Source organism: Ferrovum myxofaciens (assembly GCF_000735045.1).
Lineage (GTDB): Bacteria > Pseudomonadota > Gammaproteobacteria > Burkholderiales > Ferrovaceae > Ferrovum > Ferrovum myxofaciens.
Map to the genome: position 1 here is coordinate 1 of NZ_JPOQ01000063.1, position 15,949 is coordinate 15,949.

At 50.3% G+C, this 15,949-nt stretch carries 16 protein-coding genes, 1 tRNA gene and 1 pseudogene; 6 read left to right on the plus strand and 12 right to left on the minus strand.

Annotated features, from left to right (window positions below; genetic code table 11):
- Positions 1–229 precede the first annotated feature (229 nt).
- Positions 230–1,279, minus strand: coding sequence for a DMT family transporter (locus IV91_RS0108420; protein ID WP_031597580.1), 1,050 nt, complete (start codon positions 1,277–1,279; stop codon positions 230–232).
- Positions 1,276–1,752, minus strand: a complete 477-nt coding sequence (gene cadR / locus IV91_RS0108425) for a Cd(II)/Pb(II)-responsive transcriptional regulator (RefSeq protein WP_051862391.1) — start codon at positions 1,750–1,752, stop codon at positions 1,276–1,278. Before cadR ends, IV91_RS0108420 begins: the two co-directional genes overlap by 4 nt.
- Positions 1,753–1,866: 114 nt before the next feature.
- Between cadR and IV91_RS0108430 the strand changes: the two genes are divergently transcribed.
- The 4 genes from IV91_RS0108430 to IV91_RS0108440 all read left to right on the plus strand — a co-directional run bounded on the left by IV91_RS0108430 (position 1,867) and on the right by IV91_RS0108440 (position 5,967).
- Entirely contained in the window at positions 1,867–2,490 is a 624-nt protein-coding gene (locus IV91_RS0108430) for a cation transporter (RefSeq protein ID WP_031597584.1), read from the plus strand.
- A gap of 94 nt (positions 2,491–2,584) precedes the next feature.
- Positions 2,585–3,106 (plus strand): PAS domain-containing protein, encoded by a 522-nt coding sequence (locus IV91_RS16810; protein WP_051862382.1) that lies wholly within the window; start codon positions 2,585–2,587, stop codon positions 3,104–3,106.
- A gap of 15 nt (positions 3,107–3,121) precedes the next feature.
- On the plus strand, positions 3,122–4,684 hold the full coding sequence (locus IV91_RS15780; RefSeq protein WP_051862384.1) for an EAL domain-containing protein: 1,563 nt from the start codon (positions 3,122–3,124) through the stop codon (positions 4,682–4,684).
- Between the two features lie 38 nt (positions 4,685–4,722).
- Positions 4,723–5,967 (plus strand): HD domain-containing phosphohydrolase, encoded by a 1,245-nt coding sequence (locus tag IV91_RS0108440; RefSeq protein ID WP_031597585.1) that lies wholly within the window; start codon positions 4,723–4,725, stop codon positions 5,965–5,967.
- Positions 5,968–5,982: 15 nt separating this feature from the next.
- Here the strand turns inward: IV91_RS0108440 and IV91_RS0108445 are convergent, their stop codons facing one another.
- From IV91_RS0108445 to IV91_RS0108475, 8 genes and pseudogenes are all read right to left on the minus strand, one after another.
- Positions 5,983–6,852, minus strand: a complete 870-nt coding sequence (locus IV91_RS0108445; protein WP_051862386.1) for a DNA-methyltransferase — start codon at positions 6,850–6,852, stop codon at positions 5,983–5,985.
- Between the two features lie 10 nt (positions 6,853–6,862).
- Complete coding sequence (locus IV91_RS0108450; RefSeq protein ID WP_051862387.1) at positions 6,863–8,908, minus strand: putative bifunctional diguanylate cyclase/phosphodiesterase; 2,046 nt, start codon at positions 8,906–8,908, stop codon at positions 6,863–6,865.
- Positions 8,909–9,497: 589 nt separating this feature from the next.
- Positions 9,498–10,484 carry an aldo/keto reductase gene (locus IV91_RS0108455; protein ID WP_031597589.1) on the minus strand — a complete coding sequence of 329 codons (987 nt, stop codon included), beginning with the start codon at positions 10,482–10,484 and terminating at the stop codon, positions 9,498–9,500.
- A 60-nt stretch (positions 10,485–10,544) separates the two neighbouring features.
- Positions 10,545–10,667, minus strand: a pseudogene (locus IV91_RS19720) (CDGSH iron-sulfur domain-containing protein); the annotation flags it as partial.
- A gap of 18 nt (positions 10,668–10,685) precedes the next feature.
- Positions 10,686–11,519, minus strand: a complete 834-nt coding sequence (gene yghU / locus IV91_RS0108460; protein ID WP_031597590.1) for a glutathione-dependent disulfide-bond oxidoreductase — start codon at positions 11,517–11,519, stop codon at positions 10,686–10,688.
- A 144-nt stretch (positions 11,520–11,663) separates the two neighbouring features.
- Positions 11,664–12,416, minus strand: a complete 753-nt coding sequence (locus IV91_RS0108465; protein WP_051862389.1) for a hypothetical protein — start codon at positions 12,414–12,416, stop codon at positions 11,664–11,666.
- Complete coding sequence (locus IV91_RS0108470; RefSeq protein WP_084190008.1) at positions 12,409–13,674, minus strand: Arm DNA-binding domain-containing protein; 1,266 nt, start codon at positions 13,672–13,674, stop codon at positions 12,409–12,411. The genes IV91_RS0108465 and IV91_RS0108470 overlap by 8 nt, the downstream gene beginning before the upstream one ends.
- Positions 13,667–13,897, minus strand: a complete 231-nt coding sequence (locus IV91_RS0108475; RefSeq protein WP_031597594.1) for a hypothetical protein — start codon at positions 13,895–13,897, stop codon at positions 13,667–13,669. Before IV91_RS0108475 ends, IV91_RS0108470 begins: the two co-directional genes overlap by 8 nt.
- Before the next feature lie 127 nt (positions 13,898–14,024).
- Between IV91_RS0108475 and IV91_RS19725 the strand changes: the two genes are divergently transcribed.
- Positions 14,025–14,261 carry a helix-turn-helix domain-containing protein gene (locus IV91_RS19725; protein ID WP_031597596.1) on the plus strand — a complete coding sequence of 79 codons (237 nt, stop codon included), beginning with the start codon at positions 14,025–14,027 and terminating at the stop codon, positions 14,259–14,261.
- Positions 14,262–14,496: 235 nt separating this feature from the next.
- Here IV91_RS19725 and IV91_RS0108485 read toward each other — a convergent pair.
- Positions 14,497–14,573: transfer RNA gene (locus tag IV91_RS0108485), tRNA-Pro, on the minus strand.
- Positions 14,574–14,703: 130 nt separating this feature from the next.
- Between IV91_RS0108485 and IV91_RS0108490 the strand changes: the two genes are divergently transcribed.
- The gene (locus IV91_RS0108490) at positions 14,704–15,768 is read left to right on the plus strand and encodes an alkene reductase (RefSeq protein WP_031597598.1); all 1,065 of its coding nucleotides are present in this window, start codon (positions 14,704–14,706) and stop codon (positions 15,766–15,768) included.
- Here the strand turns inward: IV91_RS0108490 and IV91_RS0108495 are convergent.
- Positions 15,750–15,949, minus strand: a 200-nt coding sequence (locus IV91_RS0108495) for a YeeE/YedE thiosulfate transporter family protein (protein WP_031597600.1), incomplete at its 5' end; no start/stop codon positions are given. The genes IV91_RS0108490 and IV91_RS0108495 overlap by 19 nt on opposite strands.

A 15,949-nucleotide genomic window follows, 5' to 3' on the forward strand; every position in this document is an offset into this window, starting at 1 on the left:
CAATAATTTCCTCAACACCGCCGTCTTGCGCTCCTCAGAATATCCGCTCATCTCCGTTCACTTTCCGCCCCCAGTCCAAAATTAAATCAACTCGGGTGACGCGACATCTTCCCTGACACCGGGGGCTTCACGCCGACTTCGTTTGCTACTGGCTGGAGTGATATTTACCAAGAGTGGGATTCGTACTTGGCGAAAGGCAGGACCATTGCACGGCGCATGTTTAGAGAGGCTAATGCCGATGTCGGTGATGCGCATCCGGAAAGTGCAGGTGAACGTGTGTCAGTGGTTCATGGCGATGCAGATGGCGGTGTTTGGTACCAGGGGCCACCGGATAATCGTGTACATGCTGGTGATGTTCATCATGAATATGCGCATGGTCGTGTTCCATCTCTTCGTGCGTGTGTCGGTGTTCATGACGCTCGGTCAGATGCAGCCAGGTACCCAGTGCCATCAGTGCTCCAGCCATGAGTAAAGGCGTCGTTATCGATTCACCAAGTAGTACAATGGAGAGCAATGCCCCGAAGAAAGGCGCAACGGAGAAATACGCACCGGTACGTGCAGTACCAAGTTGGCGCAGACTGATAACAAACAAGGTGAGGCTCATGCCATAACTGGCGAATCCCAATAGCATTGCAGAGACCACGATCCCAATGCCAGGCAAGAGAGCATGAGTTGTTGTCAGGAGTGCCAGCACGAGATTGGTCATGCCTGCCACCAATCCCTTGGTCATTGCAATAAATGATGCGTCAGATAGGGACACTTTACGAGTGAGATTGTTATCGATGGCCCAGGCAAGGCAGGCGCCCAATACGGCCAGTGAGGGCCATGCCTCCGAAAAATGCATCTCCTGCGGAAAACTCAAGACCATAGTTCCAGCGACGATGGCAATCATGCCCAACGCGATGCGGCGATCGAAATTTTCTTTGAATACAAACCAGGCCATCAGTGTCGTAAATATTCCCTCTGCATTCAACAGAAGTGATGCACCCGACCCCGGCATCGCAGAAAGACCAAGCATCAACAATACAGGCCCAATCATTCCGCCGGCCACAATCGCTGCTACCAGCCATTGCCAGTCTCCACTTTCGAAATGTGCTGCTGGCATACGACGAAAACGACGCACGATCCATAATCCGATGCCCGATCCGAGATAGAGCAACGCAGCCAATGGCCAAGGACTCATGTAACCCAGGAGCAATTTAGCCAGAGGGGTGCTCACACCAAACAGGATTGCTGCCGCTAGCGCCGCGACAACGCCACTGTGCATACCAATATTCATTCTTTATGTCTTTTGTCAGAGGGGGGATCAGGTGTAGTGGCACTTGGCGCATTCCGATGGCAGGCACAGGTCTCTCCCTGCGCTGCAGCGACCAACTCATGGAGAATGCCGCATTCACTTGCGCTATGGTTGGTATCACAACTATTTCGCAAGGCAGTCAGTTGTTGCTCCAACGCTCGCATACTTTTCAGCCGCGCCCGAACTCTTGACAGTTGTGTGCTGATTAGTTGGTCAATGCCACCGCAGTCTGCGGCAGGGTTCTCCACGAATTCCAGCAGCCGTTTAATATCCGCCAACGGCATGTCCAGTGCTCGACAATGGCGGATGAAGGACAGCCGTTCAAGGTGCTCCGGCCCATACGCACGGTATCCGTTACTGCTCCGTTCCGGATTTTTCAGTAAACCCGTTTTTTCATAGTAGCGGATCGTCTCGATATCGACGCCGGTAGATTGCCCCAATTCGCCGATACGCATGGCGGATTTCATAAGATTCCCCCTGACAGATAGAATTTCTTATTCTACACGCTTGACCTTGGAGCAACTACAGGGTGTGTAATGTTCGGAAAATCACTCTTAAGGAGAGGAAAAATGTCAGCGAGTTGCTGCAATTCTGCTTGTGCACCGCAAACCACACTTAGTCCAGGCTACCGCAAAGCACTGTGGATTGCGTTGATCGTCAATGTCATAATGTTCGCCATCGAAATTGGCGGTGGCCTGAAATCAGGCTCTGTCTCACTCTTTGCTGATGCCGTGGACTTTGCTGGCGATGCCGCAAATTATGGAATTTCTCTGGCGGTTTTATCCATGGGGCTGGCATGGAAATCACGCGCCGCTTTGATGAAAGGCGCATCGATGGTAGCGTTCGGGCTCTTCATTCTCGGTAAAACGGGCTGGGCCGCCTTCTGCGGTCTACCTCCGGAGCCATCCATCATGGGGGCGATCGCCGTGTTGGCACTCATTGCTAATGGAGGTGTCGCACTGATGCTTTATGCTTTTCGAAAGGGTGATGCCAATATGCGCTCGGTGTGGTTGTGCAGCCGCAACGATGCCATCGGAAATATCGCTGTGATGGCAGCGGCAGCCGGTGTGCTTGGTACTGGAACCGCTTGGCCGGATCTCGCCGTCGCCCTGCTCATGGGCGGGTTGGCATTGTTTTCCGGGATTTCCGTAATAGGCCATGCTCGTCTGGAACTTCTGGAAGAAGCCGTATAACAAATGGACTAGCCTAGGCGATTGTCCGGATGATTGAAAGAAACTACACTAAGGGATTATGGCGCACTCGCTTGCTTTAGTTCGAGGTACAGGCATGTCTGAACAGGATGCCAATAAGGAACGTCTGGAACTTGCCCTGGAAGCCGCCGGTCTGGATCTTTGGGAAAACGATCTGGTTACCGGTGAAGTAATCTGCAAGACGAGCAAAGTCTTCACTGAACTCGGTTATGGCGAAGAAGAATCACTCTCCTTCATGGACGATGTTTTTAAAATCGTCCATCCCGAAGATATTCCTCTGATTAAAACCGCGATCAATAATCATTTAAGGGGTATTGCAACGCAATACCGTTGTGAATTCAGGGTTCTTTCCAAGAGCGGTGCATGGGTCTGGTATGCCAACTACGGCAAAATCATGGATCGCGATGAAAATAACAGTGGCAGACGTTTTATCGGCGTAACATTTAATATCGATGACAGAAAGCGCAATGAGGAAATGCTTGCTGTTCGTGGGCAGGTATGGAGAACATTGGTGGAAAACTCCCCCGATACCATCGCTCGCTACGATCGTGAGTGCCGTCGTATATATGTCAATCTGGCGTTATCCACACTGACATAGGGTGGCGAAAAATTTTTGCTGGGAAAGAAACCTTCTGAATTTCCTGGAGGCCAGGATTACGTTGCTTATGAAGCAAAGATTCAGGAGGTATTTGAAACGGGTCGAGACATCGAGTTCGAATTGAATATAAAAAGTCGTACTGGAAAGGAACTCTGTAATCATATCCGACTGACGGCAGAGCATGATTCATCCGGCTCAATTGTTACGGTCATGGGAGTGGGACGCGATATCTCCGAGTTGAATATACAACGCCAGAAGATTAATGAAATGGCGTTCTACGATTCCCTGACTGGCCTGCCGAATCGTCGGCTTCTTATCGACCGACTACAGCATACACTGGCCTCCAGCACGCGTAGTATCCTGCATAATGCTTTAATTTTCATTGACCTGGATAATTTCAAAACTCTGAACGATACGCTGGGTCATGATATCGGTGACTTATTGTTGAAACAAACTGCTCAACGACTCACCGCATGTATGCGGCAGGAAGATACCGTCGCTCGGATGGGAGGCGATGAGTTTGTGATTATTCTGGAAAATTTAAGCAATCATATACAAGAGGCCGAATTTCAGGTTGAGACCATTAATAAGAAAATTCTGACCATTCTCAATCAGCCTTACCAACTCGCCAATCATAATCGCCATATCACACCAAGCATTGGCATTGTCATATTCTCCGGGAATCAATTTTCTATTGATGAACTGATGAAACGTGCTGATATCGCCTTGTATCAGGCTAAAAAAGCTGGCCGTAACACTATTCGGTTTTTTGATCTTGATATGCAGACTGCTATCGAGAACCGATCTTCCCTGGAAGAGTCGATAAAACACGCATTGTCTCGACAACAGTTTGAACTTTATTATCAGCCACAAGTAAATAGTACCGGCAGGATTGTTGGTGCCGAAGTATTGCTTCGCTGGCAGCATCCCGTTCATGGAATGATTCTTCCTGATGATTTTATTCCCATTGCAGAGGAAACCGGCTTGATTATTCCGATCGGTTTGCAAGTCATGAAATCTGTCTGTCGTCAACTTAAAATATGGGGTAACGGACCATTAAAAGATAATTTACATCTGTCTGTCAACATCAGTGCCTGCCAATTTCAACAGGAAGACTTTGTCAAAAAGATAATCAATGTGTTTGAGTCCGTCGATATCAATCCAGCACGCATTACGCTGGAAATCACTGAAAGCATGGTGCTGGGCAACATCTCTGAGACAATCAAAAAAATGCAGGCGCTCAAGAAAAAAGGCATTAAATTCGCAATGGATGACTTTGGCACAGGACATTCATCTTTATCCAGTCTTAAAAAACTACCTCTTGACCAAATTAAAATTGATCAGAGTTTTATTCATGACATACCCGAAAATAACGATGCGGCCGTTATTGTACAAACCATCATCGCCATGGGGAATAACCTTGGCATGGAAGTGATTGCGGAAGGAGTGGAAACAACTGCACAAAAGGACTTTCTTATACAACATCAATGTGTTAATTTCCAGGGTTATCTCTTCGGAAACCCGATGCCTGTGAACGAGTTTGAGCGTGTCTTCAAAGAGCAAGGCTTTAAGTGGTAGAATCAGATGAATCTTTTCCTCTTTGAAATGGAAAGCAAATGTCTACGTTTGACATTAATCTGCACGAAACCCTCTATTCCTTGTCGAACGCACTGGATTTGGTCGGTATCACCCATATCCGGCACGGCAAACGCGTAGCATTCATCGCCGCTGAGTGTGGCAAATATCTCCACTGGCCTGGACAATGCATGGATGACTTGTTCGAAGCGGCCATATTGCACGATATCGGGGTAGCGAAAACGGTTGTTCACTCCCGGCTTTCTCAGTTCGAATGGGAAGAGGAAAGCGAACACTGCAAGATTGGTGCTTCCCTGTTGCAGTCCAGCCCCCTGCTGGAGAAAATCGCCCCGATGGTGCGCCATCATCATACCCATTGGTCTGAACTAAAAGACATGGCATTACCCATGGAAACCAAGCAGATCGCCAACTGCATTTATTTGGCAGATCGAGTGGATATGTTGTCCCTCTCTTCCCAGATCGACAACCCCAATCTATTACTTTTCAAGGACGAAATTCGGGAGAAAATTCAGGGAAAACAGGGCGACTTTTTTTGTGAAGAATTAGTTGAGGCCTTCCTGTCAATCTCCCGATCCGAAGCTTTCTGGTTCTCTCTGGAGAACGAACATGTGGACGGATATTCGAACACATGGTTATCTGAAACTTCCGTTCAGAAAATTGATTTTCAGGATCTCCGCAGCATCATGCTTATCTTTTCCTATGTCGTCGATGCCAAGAGTCCCTTCACAAAAGCGCATTCTGATGGCGTGGCCAGATTGGCAAAATTTATCGGAAGTCTATGGAATCTACCGCAAGAACGCTGCGAAATGCTCGAATTGGCAGGATTGCTGCATGACATTGGCAAACTGAGGCTGCCGGATGCGTTATTGGAAAAACCAGGCAAACTCACCCTGGAAGAGCGCGCTCAAATCAAAAGACATAGTTTTGACACCTACAATATCCTTAAAAACATCAAGGGGATGGAAAAGATCAGCGAATGGGCCGCGCAACACCATGAACGCATGGATGGTTCGGGTTACCCCTATCATCTGGACCAAAGCACCCTTTCTCTGGAGGCGCGCATCGTGGCAGTGGCCGATGTGTTCCAGGCACTGGCGCAGAAGCGACCTTATCGTGATCCGCTCAGTCCGGACGAGATCATGAAAATATTGAAGGAGCAGGTCGATGATGAAAAATTGGATCGAGAGGTGGTGCACTCTGTCGATTGCCAGTTGCAGGCGTGCTGGGAAGTCGCTATTTCGGCACAGCAAGCTCGTGTCGAATAGGCAAACCCGCAACGATCACCAAAACTTCTTCTGGATGGCCTCATCGAAAGCCGGCTTTTCTTGTTCAATGTCCATACCCGTCTTCAGGAATGCGTCAACCCGCTTGCGAGACAGTGAAACCGCTTTCTCGGAGGTGTCGCACCCCACGAAATGAGAGCCCTGTCTCAATGCTGCGATGGCAGAACTTCCGGACCCCACAAAGGGATCGCACACTACAAAATCCGTATCGCTTTTTGCTTTGCTTGAAGCAACCATGGCTTCAAAAAGTTCAACCGGCTTTTGCGTCGGATAGGAAGCCCGGTAAAGTCTTTTGATTTTCCAGATATCGGGTATATCCCGCCGGGTGACCGGGCGCTTTCCCTTGGATGCAAACAGTATGAATTCGGTTTGTCTACGAAAATAATGCCCCATCCCGATGTTCACTTTATCCCAGGTGATGATGTTTTTGACATTAAAGAAGTCCCTGACCATGGCCCCGAGGGACAGCATCGAAAACGAATCGAACATCAGAAACAGATGCCGGTCATTTTTCAGTACTCGCTTGCATTCGGATAAAAACTGACCATAATTTTCCGGGGTGTCATGAAATTCTTCAAACCACCGGTTTTCCCCTTTTTCCTGATAGTTGCCAACAATCCGCCCCCTTCCCAACAATAAATGCTGGTTCATTCCGCTGTAAGCCGGATCGGTGATAATCAAGTCGATGCTTTCCGCAGGCAATGTTCTCAAAAACATCAAAACATCCTGCTGTGTGATGGTGGCTTTCGGTACCGACCTGACCTCGAGCGTTGGCTCGTGAGGTTTTTCGGCGAGGGAATTCCGACTTTCCTGGTTAAGTGCGGGGTTGAACGGGAGACCATGGTCTAACAGTGAATCCAAACTCATGCGGATGCTCCTACCTTTTTGGTTTTGCCTCTTTTGTGGCTTGTTGACTTGCGCACCGGATAAAGGACGATAGATCATCCTTGCTGAGCACGGGGCGAAACCTCCATGAGAGCGGAACCTGCCAACTGGCGGCCCAATGGACAATTTTGTCGACGGGCATGGGGCGTGCGATGGCATACCCCTGAGCCCCTTCACACCCCAGATCCAGCAACATCTCTCCGTGAGCCAGTGTTTCTACGCCCTCCGCAATAACCTTTCTCTGAAAAGCTTCGGCCAGACCCAGCACGCCCACCAAAATTGCCAGATCTTCCGGATCCTCCAACATGCCGCGTACAAAACTCTGATCAATTTTCAGAGTATGTACTGGCAAACGTTTGAGATAGGAAAGTGAAGAATAGCCGGTTCCAAAGTCATCGATCGAAAATTGAACCCCCAGGCTTATACAGTCGTGAATGACTTTGGAAACCAGAGAAATATCCTCCAGCGCACTGGTTTCCAGAACTTCCAGTTCCAGGTATCGAGCCACACCCTTTTGACGACGCGCCAAGGTGTCTCGCAGTTGCTGGGTAAATCCCCGTGCTTGAAGTTGCTGACCACAGACATTCACGCTGACGATAAAGGGTGACCCTTGGGTCATCCAGTCTTCGATTTGGTTCAGCGCCGTATCCAGGACCCAGTTTCCCAGAGATAGGGCCAAGGGGTGATTCTCGACCATGGGCAGAAACTGGACGGGCAACAACAGTCCCCTGTGAGGGTGCTGCCAACGAATCAATGCTTCAAACCCAAGAATAGCACCAGTCCGAAGGTTGACCTTGGGTTGGTAATAAAGGACAAACTCCCGGCGCTCCAAACCCAGTCGAATATGTTCCAGATTTTCAAGATGATCCCGAACCTCATGATCGTGGACCATATCGAAGACGTGATAACAATTCTTGCCCGCCTGTTTGGCCTGATACAAGGCCTGATCGGCCTGGCGAAACAATTGATCCGGGGTAATCTCCTCATTTTGGGGGTATAAAGTTACCCCCAGACTGGCAGACAGAGTCAGGGTACGTCCTTTATCGAGGGGAATGACCTCCCCCGCTGCCGTCAAAAAACTCGCCAACCACGGGATGCAGGTATCGAAGTCGGGAATATCACGAATCACCACGATGAATTCATCACCCCCCAAACGCGACACGATATCTTGACCTCTCACGATGCGTTGGATCCTTTCCGCCATGATGATCAGGACGCGATCACCCACTTCATGACCGTAGGTATCGTTGATGACTTTGAACCCATCCAGATCCAGATAGATGATGGCCAGGAAATTCCGGGAACACTCCGACAGATTGATTATTTCCTGTACTTTTTCGGTCAAAAGGACGCGATTTGGCAACCCGGTCAGGGCATCGAAACGTGCCAGATGTTCCATGCGTCGCCTTTGTTCCCGATAGGCTTCTTCCATTTTTTGATGCTCATCCAGTTTTCGCATCAAGTTCAGAGTATTGGAGGAAAGTGCGGAGTATAGCGACAGGATGATATCAATCAGGGTTCGTGTCACGCCCTTCATCTGCCGATGGGCCTGAGCCTGGGCCTCTTCTAAAGCAAATCCCTCCTGCATGGCCAGGACGGTGTAGGCCATGCAGCGATCTTTTTCGAGTATATGAGAGGCGAGCCAGCGGGTCAGAAATTCCAGAGCATCGTGGGCCACCTGGTCGGAAGATGCATTCTTTCGGGCTTCCTTGAGTGCAGTCAACGTCTGTATGAAATGTTCATGGACCGCCAGATGCTCTGCCATCGAATGATCTTCAGCAAAAAATTTTGCCCAGATCGCTTCCTCGCTTTTAAAATGATAGATCGTATATTCGGTCAGCGCATCAAACACTTCCTCCAGTGAAATGATTTCAGACCGAAAGGCCACATGGCTGGCCAACGTATTGAGCAGAGAGACCAAAACACGGTGCTGGTCATCGATCTGTATCAGACCGGTTTCAAAATTATCATCCCACGGAAAGATGTCGATCGAATTCTTGAGCGGATAGAGAGATTGGCTGGCAGGTTCTGTCAACATTCGAAAGGGACTCCTTATTTCGGCAAAAAACCGGTCATAGGCAAGCCGCCCGAACTACGGTGATCTCCAGCGGAGAGCATCAGCGGGTCTGATCATAAAAACCCTTCAGGAGCGTCCACCTACACCACACCCCTGGTGAAGGGGACCACGACAGTGGAGAATAGTTCCCGAATTTATTCAACAATCATGCGAACACATTTCTCTGGCGCAAAGGATCAGAAAAATCCAGCAATATGCCCAGCAAACCTGAATCAAAAAATTACCGCGTCGGCTTAATCGCGCCGCGCACTATGCCCTGTCTGCCGCCACCCTGGCCAAAACCCGCCAGGACAGCGCACAGCATAACTACTGTCTTGATTTCAGGGTCCACTATAACCTTGGGCGCGCCTGAAACTCGGCTTATAAATGGCAAGAATAAAAGCGATGATGAGCATTAGAATGTTGACCCTGAATCCGTGTTCGTTATAGAAAAACTTTCACCCGAGACCAAATCGACATGAATTTGAGGGCATGTTCGATCATTCCGGCGTCTTTCAGGAAACTATTTCACTCTTGGGAACTCAACCCGATCTGAATCTGCCGCGCTTCGCTAGCGATTTACCGCCAGCATTTGTGGTGCAGCATAGCGTGTTCCGGCAGCAGCTCCGAGAGGCATGATTGCATCAAGGCGGTTCAGGTCATCGGTGGTCAGCGAAATATCGAGCGCGGCGATATTTTCTTCAAGCAAGTTGATATGTTTGGTTCCGGGAATCGGAATCAGATCCTTGCCTTGTGCCAGCACCCAGGCGAGCGCCAACTGAGCGGCGGTGCAGTGTTTTTCCGCAGCGAGTTCCCCGACTTGTTTCACCAGCGCCAAGTTCTTCTGAAAGTTTTCCCCCTGGAATCGTGGCGAGTGGCGCCGATAATCGTCGGGAGCGAGGTCATCTATGCTCTTGATGCGACCGCTCAAAAATCCCCGCCCTAAAGGGCTATAGGGCACGAATCCAATCCCCAACTCTCGAACGGTCGAAAGTATTTCCTCCTCAGGATCCCGGCTCCATAACGAATATTCCGTCTGCAACGCGGAGATGGGATGAACGGCATGTGCGAGCCTGATGCTTTGCGCGCCGGCCTCGGATAGCCCGAGGTAGCGCACCTTGCCCTGATGCACGAGATCAGACATCGCACCTACAGTTTCCTCAATCGGCACATTGGGATCTACCCGGTGCTGGTAGTAGAGATCGATGACTTCAATACCGAGGCGTTTGAGGCTTGCTTCGCAGCACTGCTTCACATATTCCGGCTTTCCATTAACCCCGAGAAACTGACCTTCGCTACCGCGCATATTGCCAAACTTGGTGGCAATCACGAATTGGTTGCGTCTGCCACGAACCGCCTTTCCGACCAATTCTTCGTTACTGCCGACCCCATACATGTCTGCAGTGTCGAGAAAGCTCACCCCAAGTTGGAGTGCGCGGTCAATGGTGGCGAATGCAGCCACTTCGGAACGACCGCTGTAGAATTCCGACATCCCCATGCAACCCAGTCCCAGCGCGGACACGATAAGACCCTGGCTGCCCAGTTTTCTTTGTTCCATTTGTCACTCCTTTCGAACGCGGTCAGTCATGAATAATCCTGGCGTACATGCTTAGAATTTCTGATGTGTTCCGTCGCAAAATGGTTGCGCGGCACTCTTGCCACAACTGCAGTGCAAATAATAGTTCTTGCCTGCTTCAACTTCAACTACATCCGAGATATCCCTTCTCTGGTCTATGAAAATTTGTCATGGAAATTCTGGTTAGATAAAATCTGAAGAAGCATGACGCTCCGGGAGTTGCTCCGGCCCCCAGGTTCGGTTGACCAGGCACCCCCGCTTTACCGCAGGCCGTGCTGCAATTTCCTGAGCCCATCGAACCACGTTCCGGTATTCATGGACCTGAAGGAATTCTGCTGCGCCGTAGAGTTCCCCGAGCACGAGTTGCCCATACCAAGGCCATATCGCAATGTCGGCAATCGTGTATTCATTACCGGAGACATAACGATTTCCGGCCAGTTGCCTGTCCAGCACATCCAGTTGACGTTTCGATTCCATCGCATAGCGGTCGATTGCGTATTCGATCTTTTCCGGTGCATAGGCATAGAAATGTCCAAAGCCGCCTCCCAGAAAAGGAGCGCTTCCCATCTGCCAGAATAGCCATGACAGGCATTCGGCTCGGCCCGACGGATCCGATGGCATGAGCGATCCGAACTTTTCCGCGAGATGAAGCAGGATCGCACCAGACTCGAAAATACGGATCGGATTGGGACCGCTCCGGTCCAGGAGAGCTGGTACCTTTGAATTGGGGTTGATCTCGACAAAGCCGTTTCCGAACTGATCACCATCGTTGATGCGGATGGGCCATGCATCGTACTCTGCCCCCTGATGCCCGAGTACAACCAGTTCTTCGAGCATCACCGTCACCTTCACGCCATTTGGCGTGGCCAAGGAATAAAGCTGCAGCGGGTGCTTGCCCATCGGAAGTGCCTTTTCGTGCGTCGCTCCGGCAGTCGGGCGGTTGATGGATGCAAAGCGCCCGCCATTTCCGGGTTTCCATGTCCATACCTTGGGTGGCGTGTAGGACTTGCCGTTCATTCTCCGTTCTCCTTTATCATTTCGTTTTACCCGCGGGCCATCGCTCAGAAATTTGGGAAACCTTCTCAAATGGTTATCGCAGGAGGTTGATATATTGTACATCCGCACGTTTCTCCGGGTAACCTTGCGGTACACCAGATTTAACTATAATCTCCTGAAAATAATAGAGTCCGACATTCTGTAAAATTTACAGGAATAGAGGACGAAGATGGAAAGGATATCAAAAAGGATCAGTTTGGGGTTTTGGATTGTTTTTTGATCAGAATGGGGGTTGGTAGTGTCCACAGGCCAATAAAAATACGCACCCCCTTCAATCTCTGCTTTTTGGATTGACTTCCACATCCATAGGGCCAGTTCAATGCTGTGCATTAAATTTCCACAATCATAATTGTGGTGAGCGTTCATGGATGACGGGCCTGTACAGTAGCGGTGAAACCGATCGCCACTCCAGAAAATCGCATTGAACAGAAAGCGATATGGCCTTGGCAGATTATCGATCAGTTCAGCGGCCTGTTTGACCAGTTCCCGATTTTTTACCCAACCGTGGGGGACCATCCTGAAGAGATTTTCTTCCGGTTCAGGATGCTCCATCAAAACCAGTCGTGAAATCTGGATGGCTCCCCCATGGGAAATGGGACGAATGTTCCAGCGAGGGCTGACCAAACAAAAGGGATGGAGCCGGGTATCAGGTTGGCCTCTGGCCCACTCCACCGTCAGGCTGACCTTGTCATGGAACAGGTGGGCCTGATAGCGGACACAGCGCGCTTCCTGTTGGTAATCCAGTGCCGTCACGCGGAATATAGGAGGCATCCCCTCAGTGCATGGGGCAGCATTTGGGTTGGCATGGCTGGTTTCGGAATCAGCCGGAAAAGCAAGAATGTTCGTGGCGTTATTCATGGCTCACCTCAGGTTCGTTTTGTTCTTGGACAATATTGGAATGATTCTGGGCAACTCCAGTCAGGTTTTGGAGCAACAGACGCTCAAAGGCGCTACCGTCCTGTCGAGTCAGGTTGGGGACATATCGGGAGTACACCCTGAACAACATTTCGGTGGTGGTGTGACCCATTTGCCGGGCAATCCACTCAGGGTTTTCCCCGGCGGCAAGCCACAGCGTGGCGGCCGTATGACGGCAGTGGTAAGGTCTCCGTAATTCCAACCCAAGATGGCGCAACAGGGGATACCAGACCCGATTGGTCACATTTTTGTGGGCCAATGGCGTACCCAATGTATTGCAGAACACGTATGGAGAGAGATGACGAGTCGCCTTTTCCTGAAGTTTCAGGGCGTCATAGACCATCTGTGACATGCGGATTTCGCGTTGCGATCCATCGTTTTTGGTATATTCCTCCTGACCATCCACAATGGTTTCTCTGACCAGAATTAACCGCCGGTCAAAGTCAATGAATTTCCACTTGAGCCCGTCTACCTCGGATGTCCTCATCCCTGTAAAAAAACGAGTTGTGTAATAGGCTCGATAGTCCGGGCGAACTGTCCGCAAAATCAGGCTCACCTCGTCAAGCGTGAACGGATGAATATCAGATTTCCGATTTTTTAATGCTTTGATGTTCTGGAAGACTGTGCGAAAATTGAAGCGGTCGGCTGCTTCGTTGAGGATTTGTCGCAATGGCTCGAAGATCTTGTTGATTCTTCGAGTCGACAACATGGTAGTCTTGCCTCGCGCCGTGACCTTGGACAGTTTGGCACGAAAGGTAAGAACATCTGACTTGGTGATTTGGTCGACCGCCATTTCCCCGAAGTCAGGAATCAGAACTTTGTCGATATCGGCCCGCATCCCCTTGCGATAGGAATTTCTCCACTCGACTTCCTTTTCAGAAAACCAAGTCTCTGAGAAATCCCGGAATAGCGGGAGTTTCGAGAGTGACGCTGGCAATGCTGCCATCGATAGTTCGGCGTTTGGCGTCCCCGGTTCCGGGCATACCTTGAACCGACCCGCATTCCGACTTCCTGGAAAAAATTGCTTGTAGCGAAAAGTGCCCGATGCGATTTCAGTCTCAATACGCTCGATGACTTTTTCCAACCTTTTTCGGTTGGCTACTGTATCTGCTAGTGCTGTCTGTTCGCGACAACGCAAACCCTGATAGTAAAAATCGATGATCAGACACCCAGTGCGTTTTCTTACCTGAATGCTAGCCATGGCAATGTCCTCCATTAGCCATGGGGATGGTCATCGAGGATATGCCTTTCATCATGTCCTCTTCGATCTTCTCCCAAATATAAAGAATTTTCCTCCGACCAAATGGGCGAAAATAATGAATGCCCTCCAACAGGACGCTGTCCTTGAGTTGGTTGCGGATGGTCCACGTATCGTAGTGGATTCGTTTCGACAGATCTTCTGTCGTCAGATAGGTTTGAGCCATAATAACCCTCGTTGAAAAGTGTTTAGGATTTACGATCGATGCGATAAGTTATCGACCGTATAGAAATATTAACACAGAAAAAAACAAATTGCAAATATTATTTTTCGGATGTTAATATATAGATACGATGATACGGTTCAAATTACAGGAGTTGATCGCTGAACGACAGTTCAGGGGTGATGGGCGGGTGACGCTTACCGAGTTGTCCAAAGCAACGGGGATTAATCGCGTAACCTTGTCCAAACTAGTGAATCAGCGAGGCCACAGCACGGTGACTGACAACATTGATCAACTTTGCAGATTTTTTAATTGCAAAGTGAGCGATGTCATGGAGTATGTGGATCAGAAAGCGCAGAAGGAATAACTGACCAAAAAAGAAACCGCGTTGTGGGATTAGTTTTGGTCCGAGAAAAGTCACCGGGCGCAGTCGTCAAAAACAGGTTGTGGTTGCCGAATGCAAAACCGTTTAGTCACCAGAAAGTCTCCAAATAGTCACCATTTGGTCACCAGCAGTAAAATCTGCCAGAATGGTTCTCTGAAGAAATTCGCAAATAATCTAAAAAACGATTTACTATCAAATAGATATAGAATTCGTTTCTTGGTCGGGGTGAGAGGATTCGAACCTCCGACTCCTACGTCCCGAACGTAGTACTCTACCAGGCTGAGCTACACCCCGAACTGTTGAGTGCAGCGATTCTACTCTTCTTTTTTTCCACTGTCTCAAAGCAACCACAGCAACCTTGGACTTTTCTTCTGGCTGAAACCATGTCAGAATGGTTCGTCTTCGTACTATTTGGAGTTTTTCAATGACCACTTTGTTATCTCCCCTTGTCATGGGTGATCTCTCGTTACCCAACCGGATCATCATGGCGCCCTTGACGCGTTGCCGTGCCAGCACTGGACGGGTGCCCAATGCATTGATGGCAGAATATTATGTCCAGCGGGCCAGTGCCGGACTGATCTTGAGCGAAGCCACAGCAATATCCCCTCAGGGCGTTGGATATCCCGACACGCCGGGGATCTGGTCCGAGGAACAGATCATCGGCTGGCGCCAGATCACAGAAGCCGTCCATGCCGCAGGAGGGCGCATCCTCTTGCAACTTTGGCATGTGGGACGAATTTCCGATCCCTATTATCTGGAGGGGGCATTACCCGTTGCCCCCAGTCCCGTGGCCCCCGCCGGACATGTGAATTTGTTGCGCCCACAGCGCCCCTTCGTCACGCCCCGCGCCCTGGAACTGTCCGAATTGCCTGGGGTGGTGGAAACCTATCGGCAGGGAGCACTCAACGCCCAGAGCGCCGGTTTCGATGGAGTGGAAATTCATGGGGCCAATGGCTATCTCCTCGACCAGTTCCTGCAAGACAGCACCAATCTACGGACGGATGACTATGGGGGACCGGTGGAAAACCGGGCTCGCCTCCTGCTCGAAGTCACCGATGCGGTGGTATCGGTGTGGGGCGCAGGGAGAGTGGGGGTCCATCTCGCCCCACGGGGAGATGCCAACGACATGGGAGACAGCGATCCTCTGCACACTTTTGGCTATGTCGCCGAACAATTGGGAAAACGACACCTGGCCTTCCTTTGTACTCGCGAATCCCTAGGAACGGTTCGTCTCAGCCCGGAACTCAAGCGTCGCTTTGGTGGAGTCCTCATCGCCAATGAAGGCTTTACGGCAGCCAGTGCCGAGGCGGAGGTAGCGGAGGGAAAAGCCGATGCCGTGGCCTTCGGAAAATATTTCATCTCCACCCCGGATCTGCCTCGGCGGATCGCAGAGAGGCAGCCTTTCACCCCCTTCGAGGTGGAAAGTTTTTATGGTTATGGTCGTCCCGATCCGCGCGTCGGCTATACCGATTACCCTACCCTGCCCTGACGATAGAACAGGCGCCCTGTGGTCAAAAAAGTGAGGAAGACCACCAGGGCGAAAAGCAGGCTGCTGTAAGCCAGTTGCATGCCCCCGGAAATGATGTGGCCGGATGTGCACCCGCCGGCCATGCGTGCGCCAAACAGCAACAGGACCCCGCCCACGAAAGCCCAGAAAAAACGGCGGGGGA

Excerpts from the sequence above, each read along its gene's own strand:
- IV91_RS0108420 (WP_031597580.1), bottom strand. The coding sequence starts at position 1,279 with ATGAATATTGGTATGCACAGTGGCGTTGTCGCGGCGCTAGCGGCAGCA.
- cadR (WP_051862391.1), bottom strand. The coding sequence starts at position 1,752 with ATGCGTATCGGCGAATTGGGGCAATCTACCGGCGTCGATATCGAGACG.
- IV91_RS0108430 (WP_031597584.1), top strand. The coding sequence starts at position 1,867 with ATGTCAGCGAGTTGCTGCAATTCTGCTTGTGCACCGCAAACCACACTT.
- IV91_RS16810 (WP_051862382.1), top strand. The coding sequence starts at position 2,585 with ATGTCTGAACAGGATGCCAATAAGGAACGTCTGGAACTTGCCCTGGAA.
- IV91_RS0108440 (WP_031597585.1), top strand. The coding sequence starts at position 4,723 with ATGTCTACGTTTGACATTAATCTGCACGAAACCCTCTATTCCTTGTCG.
- IV91_RS0108445 (WP_051862386.1), bottom strand. The coding sequence starts at position 6,852 with ATGAGTTTGGATTCACTGTTAGACCATGGTCTCCCGTTCAACCCCGCA.
- IV91_RS0108450 (WP_051862387.1), bottom strand. The coding sequence starts at position 8,908 with ATGTTGACAGAACCTGCCAGCCAATCTCTCTATCCGCTCAAGAATTCG.
- IV91_RS0108455 (WP_031597589.1), bottom strand. The coding sequence starts at position 10,484 with ATGGAACAAAGAAAACTGGGCAGCCAGGGTCTTATCGTGTCCGCGCTG.
- yghU (WP_031597590.1), bottom strand. The coding sequence starts at position 11,519 with ATGAACGGCAAGTCCTACACGCCACCCAAGGTATGGACATGGAAACCC.
- IV91_RS0108465 (WP_051862389.1), bottom strand. The coding sequence starts at position 12,416 with ATGAATAACGCCACGAACATTCTTGCTTTTCCGGCTGATTCCGAAACC.
- IV91_RS0108470 (WP_084190008.1), bottom strand. The coding sequence starts at position 13,674 with ATGGCTAGCATTCAGGTAAGAAAACGCACTGGGTGTCTGATCATCGAT.
- IV91_RS0108475 (WP_031597594.1), bottom strand. The coding sequence starts at position 13,897 with ATGGCTCAAACCTATCTGACGACAGAAGATCTGTCGAAACGAATCCAC.
- IV91_RS19725 (WP_031597596.1), top strand. The coding sequence starts at position 14,025 with ATGATACGGTTCAAATTACAGGAGTTGATCGCTGAACGACAGTTCAGG.
- IV91_RS0108490 (WP_031597598.1), top strand. The coding sequence starts at position 14,704 with ATGACCACTTTGTTATCTCCCCTTGTCATGGGTGATCTCTCGTTACCC.